The organism is Bradyrhizobium sp. USDA3010, assembly GCF_056429065.1.
Window position 1 is genome coordinate 280,459 of the sequence record NZ_JBWJZD010000001.1, and the last position, 11,230, is coordinate 291,688.

At 65.6% G+C, this 11,230-nt stretch carries 13 protein-coding genes; 1 reads left to right on the top strand and 12 read right to left on the bottom strand.

Annotated features, from left to right (window positions below):
- Positions 1–94: 94 nt before the first annotated feature.
- Positions 95–1,471 carry a cytochrome c peroxidase gene (locus AC066Y_RS01175; protein ID WP_478272293.1) on the bottom strand — a complete coding sequence of 459 codons (1,377 nt, stop codon included), beginning with the start codon at positions 1,469–1,471 and terminating at the stop codon, positions 95–97.
- Complete coding sequence (locus AC066Y_RS01180; RefSeq protein ID WP_478272294.1) at positions 1,468–2,253, bottom strand: EfeM/EfeO family lipoprotein; 786 nt, start codon at positions 2,251–2,253, stop codon at positions 1,468–1,470. Before AC066Y_RS01180 ends, AC066Y_RS01175 begins: the two co-directional genes overlap by 4 nt.
- A gap of 233 nt (positions 2,254–2,486) precedes the next feature.
- Here AC066Y_RS01180 and AC066Y_RS01185 point away from each other — a divergent pair, with 233 nt between their 5' ends.
- A complete protein-coding gene (locus tag AC066Y_RS01185) occupies positions 2,487–2,978 on the top strand; it encodes a prepilin peptidase (RefSeq protein WP_478272295.1) in 492 nt (163 codons plus the stop codon).
- 19 nt (positions 2,979–2,997) lie between these two features.
- Here the strand turns inward: AC066Y_RS01185 and AC066Y_RS01190 are convergent, their stop codons facing one another.
- Genes AC066Y_RS01190 through AC066Y_RS01235 form a run of 10 tightly spaced genes read right to left on the bottom strand, consistent with a single transcriptional unit; the run spans position 2,998 to position 11,187 of the window.
- On the bottom strand, positions 2,998–3,642 hold the full coding sequence (locus AC066Y_RS01190; protein ID WP_478272296.1) for a hypothetical protein: 645 nt from the start codon (positions 3,640–3,642) through the stop codon (positions 2,998–3,000).
- Positions 3,642–4,205, bottom strand: coding sequence for a type II secretion system protein GspM (gspM, locus tag AC066Y_RS01195; RefSeq protein WP_224944000.1), 564 nt, complete (start codon positions 4,203–4,205; stop codon positions 3,642–3,644). Before gspM ends, AC066Y_RS01190 begins: the two co-directional genes overlap by 1 nt.
- Positions 4,202–5,275, bottom strand: a complete 1,074-nt coding sequence (locus tag AC066Y_RS01200) for a PilN domain-containing protein (protein WP_478272297.1) — start codon at positions 5,273–5,275, stop codon at positions 4,202–4,204. Before AC066Y_RS01200 ends, gspM begins: the two co-directional genes overlap by 4 nt.
- The gene (locus AC066Y_RS01205; RefSeq protein ID WP_478272298.1) at positions 5,275–6,195 is read right to left on the bottom strand and encodes a type II secretion system minor pseudopilin; all 921 of its coding nucleotides are present in this window, start codon (positions 6,193–6,195) and stop codon (positions 5,275–5,277) included. The genes AC066Y_RS01200 and AC066Y_RS01205 overlap by 1 nt, the downstream gene beginning before the upstream one ends.
- Positions 6,195–6,902 carry a PulJ/GspJ family protein gene (locus AC066Y_RS01210; RefSeq protein ID WP_478272299.1) on the bottom strand — a complete coding sequence of 236 codons (708 nt, stop codon included), beginning with the start codon at positions 6,900–6,902 and terminating at the stop codon, positions 6,195–6,197. Before AC066Y_RS01210 ends, AC066Y_RS01205 begins: the two co-directional genes overlap by 1 nt.
- Complete coding sequence (locus tag AC066Y_RS01215) at positions 6,899–7,309, bottom strand: prepilin-type N-terminal cleavage/methylation domain-containing protein (protein ID WP_212017817.1); 411 nt, start codon at positions 7,307–7,309, stop codon at positions 6,899–6,901. The genes AC066Y_RS01210 and AC066Y_RS01215 overlap by 4 nt, the downstream gene beginning before the upstream one ends.
- A complete protein-coding gene (locus tag AC066Y_RS01220) occupies positions 7,284–7,748 on the bottom strand; it encodes a prepilin-type N-terminal cleavage/methylation domain-containing protein (RefSeq protein WP_478272300.1) in 465 nt (154 codons plus the stop codon). Before AC066Y_RS01220 ends, AC066Y_RS01215 begins: the two co-directional genes overlap by 26 nt.
- Positions 7,749–7,761: 13 nt before the next feature.
- On the bottom strand, positions 7,762–8,241 hold the full coding sequence (gene gspG, locus AC066Y_RS01225) for a type II secretion system major pseudopilin GspG (RefSeq protein ID WP_478272301.1): 480 nt from the start codon (positions 8,239–8,241) through the stop codon (positions 7,762–7,764).
- Between the two features lie 53 nt (positions 8,242–8,294).
- The gene (locus AC066Y_RS01230; protein ID WP_478272302.1) at positions 8,295–9,506 is read right to left on the bottom strand and encodes a type II secretion system F family protein; all 1,212 of its coding nucleotides are present in this window, start codon (positions 9,504–9,506) and stop codon (positions 8,295–8,297) included.
- 4 nt (positions 9,507–9,510) lie between these two features.
- On the bottom strand, positions 9,511–11,187 hold the full coding sequence (locus AC066Y_RS01235) for a GspE/PulE family protein (RefSeq protein WP_478272303.1): 1,677 nt from the start codon (positions 11,185–11,187) through the stop codon (positions 9,511–9,513).
- Positions 11,188–11,230 lie beyond the last annotated feature (43 nt).

Here is an 11,230-nt window from a genome sequence, read left to right on the forward strand (position 1 = left end):
ATCTCCATGATTCGACTCTTCAACTGAAGATCGAAAGTAGACGAAGCGCTCCACGCAGCGACGCGGATCGCAAATGCTCTACAATTCAGTTCAATCAATGCGAGATGTGCCTGGAGCGCATCACCTCGCGAAGCGCGGCGTAATGCTGATCATGCACATCTTGATTGAACAACGACCATGGCTCGGCGCTCGCCAGTAACGCAGGCACCGCAGCAGCCATCAGATTGCGATAATTCCTGAACTCGGCGGCAGCATCCGCGTTGCGCCCCGCGGCAACGGCCATCTCGATTCGCCGCAGCGTGAGCACGAGCTCCTTTAGCCCGCTGCGCGCAAGCACGCGCTGCTGCTCGCCGCCGGACACGCTGGTGTTCTTGCGATCGGGATATTGCTCGGTCAACTCGCGCAGCTCGCGGCCGATCGTATCGACGGCAAGTGCGACGATGTCCTTGTCGCCGGCGGGAATCGCGGTCACGAGCACCGTCGAGAAATCGTTGATCTCCTTCAACGTTGCACCGGCACCGTCGCGTTCATAAGGCTGTACGCCGTCGCCGACGGCCGTGAGATAAGCGACGAGGTCGCCCTTGTCCTGCGCCGAGAGGTCGAGCTGAAAGGTCCGGTCGAAATATTCGACGACCTGGTTGAAATTGTCGAAGCGGCCATCGTGGAAATATGGCGCGTTGAAGTCGGCGTTGCGCAGGGTCGGCGTCTTGAACAGGCCGCCCGAGCCGACATCATGCTGCTGGTGATCGACAAAGCCGGACGATGGAACGTGGCACCCCGCGCAGCTCAGCGCGGGATCGTGCGGGAACGGCTTCGCGAACAGCGCTTCGCCGCGGCGCTCCGCGTCGGTGATCTTGCCGGCCAGCCGCCCGGCGGGACCAAGGCTCGGATTGGGCAGGAAATCGATGTCGTGAAGATAGGCCACGATCGCATCGAGCGTTGCCGGCGACGGCTCGGGACCTGCGAACTCGCTGGTGATGACGTTGTGGACGAAGTCACGCAGCGAAGCGAACCGGCCATCGGCGCCGTAGGGTGCAAGATAGCGGGCGCCGCGCAGGCTCGGAATCCGCACCGGATCGAACGAAAGGTTGTTGGCCTTCGGATTGAACAGAGCCCCCGTGGTGTCGAACGTGCCGGGCCGGCTCGACATCTTCGGCATGAAGAATTTGGCGTTGTTCGCGCCGTTGACGTGGCAGGTGCCGCAGCTTACGCCGGCCTGCCGCGCCACCTCGCCGAGCAGCCCCGGCGAATTGAAGGCGAGATCGCCGAGATTCACCAGATACGACTTGGCTCCGGTGCGCTCAGACTGGAACACCTCGCGCGGCTTGTCGAGCGCATCCTCGTTCAGCTCGGTCGCAACCGGCAGCACGGTCTTGTCGCCATCGACCGGAAACGCCGCCGCACGCCCGAGCAGCGCAAGGGCGATGAGCGCGGAGAGCAGCGCAGCCGGACGCAGGTGAAGCGATCTCATCGCGCCTGCGCCTCCAGGGTCGGGCGCTGCAGCCCGAGCTTTGCCGAGGCACTCTGCAATGCGACGACCAGTTCCTCGCTGGTCTGGCGCAGATCGGCGATATTGACGTGCGGCAGGTCGGGCGTCGCGACGATCGCCTCGAGCTGCTCGATCCGGTTCGTCACCATCTCGTCGAGCTTGCCGTCGACCGTGTTGAGCGCGGCGGAGAAAATCGTGTGATAGGCGAAGTCGATGCCGGCGATATTGTTGCGCATATCGTCCAGCGAGGTGCCGCTGATGCGCGACTCGCCGCCATCGGCTTTGCTCTCGCCGACTTCGTAGGCGAGCCGCACGGTGCCATCCAGGAGGCCTTGCGGCGTCAGCTTGATATCCTTGAGCTTGCCGTGAAGATCGTTCAGGTGCTCGACAAGGCCAGTCGCATCGGTAGCGACGTCGGTACTACCCGCTCCGAACAGTTTCGCCTCGATGGCGTGGAACCCGCCGTCCGCGTTCGGCCACGCGTCGATCTGCGCATCGAGCTCTGGCACGAAGCCTGCGGTAAACACCTCCGAGCGCTCCCAGCCGGCGCGCGCCGATAGCCAGGCCTTCCGCGCACCGGGCAAATCCGCCGCAGCGGCGCGCTCGCGCATCGCACGCGCACCCGCCAGCGCACTGGCAACGCCCTCGATCAGATACGGCCGATAGCGCTCGGCGCCGTCCTCGAGAGCGCCCGCGTTCGCGGCGCGCACGCCTGCCGACGCTGCCAGCAAAGCCAGGCACGCCGCCACTCGCATCTTGTGCATAGCCAACCCACTCGTCTGCCGCAAAGGGCTCGCGGCACGTAATCGGCCGAACTATTGTCGGTATCCTATGCGGATTTGTGACAGCGCAGACTTTTTGTCGCATCTTTTCTGCTTCGCGATCGTTGTTGACGATCACAATTCCGCAAACGCATTGCTCGATTGAAAATGGGCTGTTCAACGCACGCGAGTTGTTGCAACACAGTGTGTTCACGCGTCACACTTGTCCCGCCACCATGCCAATCGATCGCGAAGCTCTTTATTTCATTGCATCTTACGGCGCGCTTTGCGTGCTGTGCTGCATCGTCGCGCTGATCGATCTGCGCCACGGCATCATTCCCGATTGGCTGAATCTTGCGATCGCGGCACTCGGGCTTGCACATGTCGTCAGCACTGAAAGCATGACAGCCGCGTTCAGTGCGATGGCGATCGCCACTCTCGTCGGCGCCCTGTTCTTTCTGTTGCAGCGCCTCTACTTCGCCTTGCGGCACGTGGACGGCTTGGGACTCGGCGACGTCAAGTTTCTTGCCGCCGCGACGATCTGGGTCGGAGCCTTTGGGATTCCGACCTTGCTGCTGATCGCGGCGCTCGCAGCACTTGCTGTCGCCGGCAGCCTGCAACTCGCAGGCCACGAGATGAAGCGCCAGACGTCGATCCCGTTCGGTCCTTTTCTGGCGCTCGGACTTCTCCTGACGCCGGCCCTGCAGAGCTGGCTGGGATCGAACTAGCGCGGGAGCGAGACCGCAGTCACCGCTGGATCCGCGCAGCCAACGGCCTCCTGTCGGTACTGACCGGAACGAGGCGGACATCGCCGCTCTCCTCGGTGCCCGGCTGGGGCAATGTGAGCACGGCATCATGCTCGTCTTTCTGCATGGTGACTTCGCGTCCGCTGATGGCTCGCAGCTTCCATCCCTGGAAATCGTCGCCGAGCTTCAGCCGCAATGCGGTCTTGTTCGCTTGGTCGAGAAATATCCCGAAACTTTCATCGTCTCCCGCGATCGTGCCGACGAGCGACAGCGGCGGCGGCTCGAGCGCGATCTTGCGTGGCGGCGGCGGCAATGGCTTGCTGACTTCCGGCTCTGCAACGACGGCCGGCGGCGGCCGCCGCGACGGCGAGAACACCGGGCGGTCGCGGGTGTTGGACAGCGTCTTGAGCGGAATGCCCCACAGCGGATTTGCGCTGAGCGGCCGGGGCGTCGGCGCCGGCGAAGGCGCCACCCGGACCGACGTCACCGGTTCGGACGGCGGCGGTGAACTCAACACCGGCCCACCGAGACGGGTATCGTCGAGCATCCCGGCGTCCAGTGCATCGCCGGATGGGTCAGGCACCGCAGCCGGCGCCGAATAGGCCGACACCGCCAACAGCATGATGGTTGCAGCGAAGCGTCGCATCACTTGGCTCCTCGCCATTGTCCGGATACGCCGAGCAGCACGCGCAGCTTGCCGGGATCGGCGCCCTTCGCCGCCTCGTCGGCGACGGGTTGCACGACCAATTGGTCGATGAACAGGAACGGCATGCCGGCTTCGAGATCGTAGAGCACCTGTTGCAACTGCGCCTGTTCGATCTCGCTGCTTGCGACCATGCTGATGAAGCCGGCCTTCGCGGGCGCGTTGGGAACGTCGAGCTGCGTCGACAACACATTGCCGCCGGCCTTGATCACCGCGCCCGACACGCGCTGCAGCAGCGTGGCGCCGGCAACCGTGACGGTCGCCCCCTCGAGATAGGCGGAACCGGTCGGCATCGGGGACTGACCGGGCGCGGTATTCGCCTTGGACCGTCCCTCCAGCTGCTCCAGCATTCCGGCCGACGCCGCAACATCGCTGCGCAGGCCGATGATGTCGGAGAGCGACGAGATGACGACGAAGAGCAGCAGCACGAAGAGGCCGAGATAGCTCGCGGTCGCGACCAATGGCGAAGTGCTGACGGCCGTCAGCGATCGGGATGCTGCGCTCATGAGCCGGACCCAAAGGAAGCGGATATATTGGCCTCGACGTGGAACCGCTCCGCGGATTCGTTCGCGGCGCGGGTCGTCGGCGCGAAGAACGTCGCGCGGGTGAATTGCGGCGACTGTTCCAGCAGGCGGATCAGGGATGGCGCATCCTGGGTCAGTCCCACCACCTGCACCTTGTTGCCCTCGATGCGGAGCTCCGTCACATAGGTCGTGTCGGGCAGGACGCGCGAGATCGCTTCCAGAACCATGACGCTCGACGGCGTCGTCTGCTTGCGCTTGGCGAGCAGGCCGAGACCGGACGAGTCGCCATTGGCATCGAGACGCAGCGCGGCGCGGCGCTGCGAGATGCGGTGTTGCAAGTCCTCCTGCTCGGATTGCAGCCATCCGCCGACATAGACGTTGAGCAGCAGGGAGACCGCTGCCGTAGCCGCCGTCGCGACCAGGCCGATGCGCAACAGGCGCGGAACCGCAGGTCCGGCAAGGCCGCGCAGCGATCTGTCGAGCAGCGTCACCTGCTGCGGGACGCCATCGCCGCCAACCGCCGGCGCCGAGACCGCAACGGTGGCGGCGCCGAGCATCCCAGCCATCCGGATCAGCGGATCGACCTTGCTCGCCGCGGTCGCACTGAACGCGACTTCGATACGGTCATTGGAGATCGGCTGCGGCGCCCCCCAGCCAAACACCGCATCGGCGGCGGTCCATGGCGTCAGGCGGTCGACCTGCGCGCGGATCATGCCATCGAGGAAGTCGCCCGCCTGGCTCGGGAAATCAAGCACGCGGCTGACCACGTGATCCGATCGCAAACGCACCTCGATGCGGCTGCCGTCGAACGCCGTCTTCCACTCTGTTGACAACGGAGGCTGCGGCGCATCGTGGTCGAGCCGGAACGAAACCGGAGCTGACGGCGAGCCATCTCTCGACGCGGTGGCGCGGGCTGTGAACGTACCGTCGGCATTTTCGTCGAGCTCGATGCTGCGCCGGCGCATGAACCTGCCGGCGACGCCGTCGACGGCAGTCGCGACCGCGCCGATCCATTGCTCGAACCATTGCCGTGCTTCGGCGAGTATTGCCATCAACCTCTCCTCCGCGGCAGAACCGTGCTTCGCGGCTCGACATCGTTCTGCCAGGACAACACACGATATGGCTCGACCTTGTCGCCGAGCGCAATCACCGCTTCAGACGTGGTGCGGTGACCGTTGCGGAACCGGATCGAGATTGCGATCCGGTAGCATGGGCTCTGCGCAGTCGATGCCGCACTTTGCGGGTTCGGCGCCTGCGATCCGGCGCTGAGGCCGCCGTTCGGCGACGGAGCAGGCGCGCCGAAGCTGTCCTGCTGCTTCCCCGATGCCTTATCCACGGCAAGAGCCACTTCCGGCGCAGCGATCGCCGGATCGACATCCGGACTGCCGTTGAACACCGTCACGAACGGCAACACGCGATCGACGAAGGCCTCGGGGATACCGGCGACCAGCGCCAGCTCATTGACATGGGTGAACAGCCCCTGCCGCGGCGAATAGCCAAGCGCGTTGTAGCGCGCGGCCTCCACATTCTCGCTGCCCGGCACCGGCCGGGTTCGCCAGCCGACGATCCGGTCGGCGTATTCGCTGGCGGCGTCCTTTCGGGCGCCGAGCACGACAAAGAGGCCGATCAGCATTTCCTTCGACGCGTAGTTCAGGTCAACGCGGCCGGCCTCCGACGTGAAGGAGACACCGACGCTGGCGTCGTCCAGCCCGAAATGAAACGCTCCGTACTGCGGCCTCGTCTTCTCATCCGTCAGCGTCAGCTGATAGGCGGTGAGTTCGAGCCCGGCCGACACCAGCGCCTCGGTCTGCAGCGACAGGTCGCTGGCCGCCAAGGCGCGCGCCGACGCGGCAAGATAGGCCGAGAAGATGATCGCCAGCGACGACAGCGCAAGCAGAATCCAGAGCACCGCAACGATGACGAAGCCGCGATTGGGCGGCGATCGGCCGATATTATTGCCAGACGCCGCCATCACGTCTTCCCCTGATCGGTGGCACCGTCGGAACTTTGCTTGTCGCCGCAATTGCCGTCCGGCTTGGTGCAGTCGCTCGGAATCTGCACATGGACCGGCGCGATGGTCGACACCGACAGGACGCGCTGGCTTGCCGCATCACGCACGGTCAACCGGATCATCGCCGGCAGCTTGTTGGCATCCTTCCACACGCTCTTCCAGGCCCGGTCAGGACCGGCATAGGCGAACGACAGGCGATAGGGTGCGCGCAGCAGCACGACCGGGCTGCCGAGATGCACCTGCTCCGACAGCGACACCCCGTCGGCCAGCGGCGTGAAGCGCGCCTGCGAACGAACCGTGACGAACTCGCTGCGATCCCGGGTTTCACCAAGGTGCACCACGTCGAGCCCCGGCCCCGCATTCGGCCCCACCGACGTGCGCACGAACGTGACCGACAATTCCGATCCGTCGAACAGCGGCTTGTGGGTATCGCGGTTGGCGGCAACGAACTCCGCCGCGGCGAGATCGGCGCCGATCCGCTCCAGCGCGATCCCGATCAATTCGCTGCGCTGGATCCGGTCGAGCCCCCGGTTCCAGCTCGGCAGCCATTGCGCCGTGATGCTGGCGAGCGCCGACAGCAGCAGCCCCATCAGCGCTAGCGCGACAATGGTCTCGATCAGCGTGAAGCCACGCTCGCCCGTTCGCTGTGCTGCCCTTGCCGGGGTCATTCCGAAGACCTCGGCATCAGGCGCACGGTGCGAATGTCGGACAACGCACCGCCCGGAGACTTGACGCGAATGCGTACCAGCTCAGGCGCCCAGGGCACGTTGCCCTCGGGCACGGTCCAGTCGCCACCGAGCGGACTGACCTCGATGGTCCAGCGGTAGCCCTCCGCCTGCCCCGTCGACGTGCCCGACTGCAACTCGGCGCGCGGCGGTATGCCGACCGTCATCAATGTGCGCACCGCCTGCATCAGCGCGACGTGCTGCTCCATGGCCCGGACGCCGCGCGTCTTGACGCCCATGACCGCGCCGATCGCAACGATCGAGACAGCCACCAGCGCCAGCGCCACCAGCACCTCGATGATGGTGAACCCCGCATCAGTGCGGTTAGTTGGCGGCGACGTCGCGAGCAACGATTTCAACCCTTCCGGTGAGCCAGTTGACGCGGACCTCATATCCCGTATCGAGCCGCGTCAGCGCGATGGAGCCGCCGCAGGAACCGCCATTGGCGAAGAAGCGGATGGTCGACAGTGCGGCGCGGCGCTGACAGCTCTGCGGCAGCACCGCATCGAACCGCACGTCATCGGGGATTCGCACCGTCATGCGCGACGCGCCCGAATGGATCACCCGGCTCGCCGCATCGACCAGCGTCGCAACGCTGGTGCTGCGCTCGATGGCGGCATTGCGATCGGCCTTCAGCAGCGTTGCGGTTTGCAACGCATAGGCCTGCAAGCGCGATCGCGAGGTCTGGTGCGGAATGAACGGGAGCAGCACGGCCGCCAGCAGCGCGATGATGGCAAGCACGCACACCATCTCGAGCAGGGTGAAACCGCGCTGCGTCGCCTCATTCATGCTCCATGCATCCTTATTGGTCGTTGTTGGCGGCTGTCGTCTTTTCGAGCGAGATGTCGGCCGAGGTGCCGCTGCCGCCCTCCTGACCGTCAGAGCCATAGGAGACGATGTCGTAAGGTCCGTGTTCGCCGGGCGAACGATAGAGATAGGGATGGTTCCAGGGATCGTTCGGAACGTTGCCGCCCTTCAGATAGGGCCCGTTCCAGGCGGCGACGCCGGGCGTGCGCCGGACCAGCGCGGCAAGTCCCTCCGCTGTGGACGGGAAGCGTCCGGCGTCGAGGTAGAACAGGTCGAGCGCACTGGAGAAGCTCTGCAACTGGATACGCGCGGTCTTGACCTTGGACTCGCTGAGATAGTTGAGCACGCGCGGCCCGATCAACCCCATGATGAGGCCGATGATCGCGATCACCACCAGCATCTCGACGAGGGTAAAGCCCTCCTGCCCCGACGGCCTTGGCCGTTGTGAGCGGCCCGGATCGCGTCCCGCTCGCATGGAGAATGTTTCGATGATCGTGTTGCGCGATATCATGACCGATGACCCCTGCTCTAACCGACTAGCTGCGTGACCGAGAGCAGCGCCGTCATGACCGATACGATCAGTCCGCCGACGACGGTGCTGATCGTGATGATCGCCAGTGGACCGACGATGCCGACGACACGGTCCAGGCTGCGCTGCAATTTTGCTTCGTAGAATTCCGCGACCCGCCCGGCCAGCACCGGTAGCTGCCCGGTCTCTTCACCGAGCCGCAGCATGCGGACCGCCATTGGCGGCAGGCTGTCCGCCACGGCGAGCGCGTCCGACAATTTTCCGCCATGGCGGACACGGTCGGCGGCGGCGGTCCAGTTCGCCCCGCTGCCGGTCACCGCCATGATGTCGACGAGGATGCGCAACGCGGCCGTGAGGTGGACGCCGCTGCCGAGCAGGACGCCCAGATTGCGGCAGAACAGGCTTGCGCGATAGAACTGGAAGGCGCTGCTGATGCCCGGCACCCGCGAGATCCCGCTGACCACCGCGGCGCGCACGCGCGCCTGCCGCAGCAGCCACCATGCGAGCGCAATCGTGGCCGCACTGATCAGGCTTGCCGCCGTGGCGTTGGCGCGCAGGAAATCCGACACCGCGATGAAGCTGGCGAGCGCCGTATCCGACTTGCCGCCGAAATCGCCCAGCACGGTCGAGAATTGCGGCAGCACGAACAGCAGGAAGAACAGCATCACGCCGGATGCAGCGACCAGCACGAAGGCCGGATATTGCATGGCGTCGGTCAGCTTCCGTCGCATCTGCTCGGAACGCGCGCGCTCGGTCCCCAGCATCTCGAGCACGGAGTCGAGCGTGCCGGAGATTTCCCCAACCCGGACCAGGGCGATGTACATCGGCTGGAACAGGGTCGGATGATCGGCCACCGCGTCGGCGAAGCTCTCGCCGGTGAGCAGGGCTGCGCGGATCTTCGCCACCACCGGACGCATCCGGCCGACATCGGCGTCGCCGGACAGCAGCTCCAGCGCGTCGTCGAGACGCGCGCCGGCCTTGAGCAGCAGCGCGAGATCGCGCGTGAAGGTGGTGACCTCGGCGGCACTCGGCCCGCCGAACAGGCTGCGGCCACCGGTGGCGCCGGATGCGCGCTTGTCCTCGGTGGTTTCGATCGGCAGCAGCTTGAGATATTCGATCCGCCGTGCCACCTCGGCCGCCGTCGGAGCCGAGATCGTGCCGTTCACGATCTCGCCGGCCTGGGTCAAAGCGCGATAGCGATAATTCGGCACGGCGTCACCGCACCGTTGCAACGCGGAGGATCTCGGCGGGCGAGGTCAATCCGGCGCGGCATTTGGCAACCCCGTCATCGAGCATCGTGGTCATGCCCGCCCGGATCGCCATCGTATCAATCTTCATTCCGTCGCTTCGCTCTCCGATCAGTTCGCGCAGCTCGTTGGATAGTTCGAGCAGCTCGAATACGCCGAGACGGCCGCGATAACCGGTCCCGCCGCAACGCTCGCAGCCGCATGGCTCGTGAATGATCTCGCCTTCCCGGAATCCGAGTGCGGCGAGCCGGGGATCCTCGGTGAAATCGGCCGTTGCCAGCTGCCGCGCCGTCTTGCAGCGCTCGCACAATTGCCGGACCAGGCGCTGCGCGATCACGCCGCGCAGCACCGAACGCAGCAGATAGCCTTCGACCCCGAGGTCGAGCAGGCGCGGCACCGCGGCGGCCGCGGTCTCGGTGTGCAGCGTCGTCAGCACCAGATGCCCGGTCAGCGCCGCATGCACCGCGACATGCGCGGTCTCGGAATCTCGGATTTCACCGACCATGATGACATCAGGGTCCTGGCGAACGAAGGAGCGCAGCGCGGTGGCGAAGGTCAGGCCGATCGCCGGCTTGACCTGGGCCTGGTTGACGCCGGGGATCTCGTATTCGACCGGATCCTCGATGGTCAGAATCTTGCGGCTGGGCTCATTGAGGATCGAGAGGATCGTCGCCAGCGTCGTGGTCTTGCCGCTGCCGGTCGGCCCCGTGATCACGACCATGCCGTACGGCAGCTTCAGCAGCCGCCGCAACTTGGCTTCGTCATTCTCCGAGAATCCCAGCTTTTCGACAACCAGCAGCCCGCGATCCTTGGGCAGGATGCGGATGACGGCGGATTCGCCGTGTTGCATCGGCATGATCGCGACGCGGATATCGATGTCGGTGCGCCCGACCCGCAGCCGCGCCGCACCGTCCTGCGGCAGGCGGCGCTCGGCGATGTTGAGATTGGCGATGATCTTGATGCGGGAGACCACCGCCTGTGGCAGCACCCCCGACAGCGCCGCGACCGGCCGCAGCAGGCCATCGATGCGCAAGCGCACCATGAGGCCGGCGGAAAACGGCTCGATATGGATGTCGCTGGCGCGCAGCTCGACGGCCTTCTCGATCAGATCGTTGACCGCGCGCACCACCGGCGCACCGCTGGCGAGATCGCGCAGGCTCTCGATGTCGTCCTCGCGGGGCAGCGTCGCCGCCGTATCGGCGGTTTCGGCCTCCTCGGCGCTGGAAGAGTTGTTCAGCGCGATGGCGACATCTTCCGACGATGCCACCTTCATGTTGATGCCAGCGCCGAGCACGATCTGCGCCGCCCGCAGCGTCGCCTGGTCGGTCGGATCGACGACCGCGAGGATAGTGCTCCCATCGGCCGCCCGGCACGGATAGACCATGGTCTCGCGCAGGAAGCGCGGCGAGAACGCCCCGACCAGCGGTTCGGCCGAGGTCATCTCCTGCAGCGTCAGGCGGCCGAGCGCGAAGAAGCGCGCGGCTTCGTCGGCGAATTCCGTCGGTGAGAGACTGGTGATCTCCCACAGTTTCAATTGCCTGGCGTCGGCGCCCTGCCCGCTCCGCTCCGCCGATCCGTCGATCGGCGCCAAATGATTGTTCTGGCGCAGATAATCCACGAACCGAACGGACAGGTCGTTGGCCATTCTCGATATCCCGCCACACTATCCCGGATCAGTCCGTGCCATC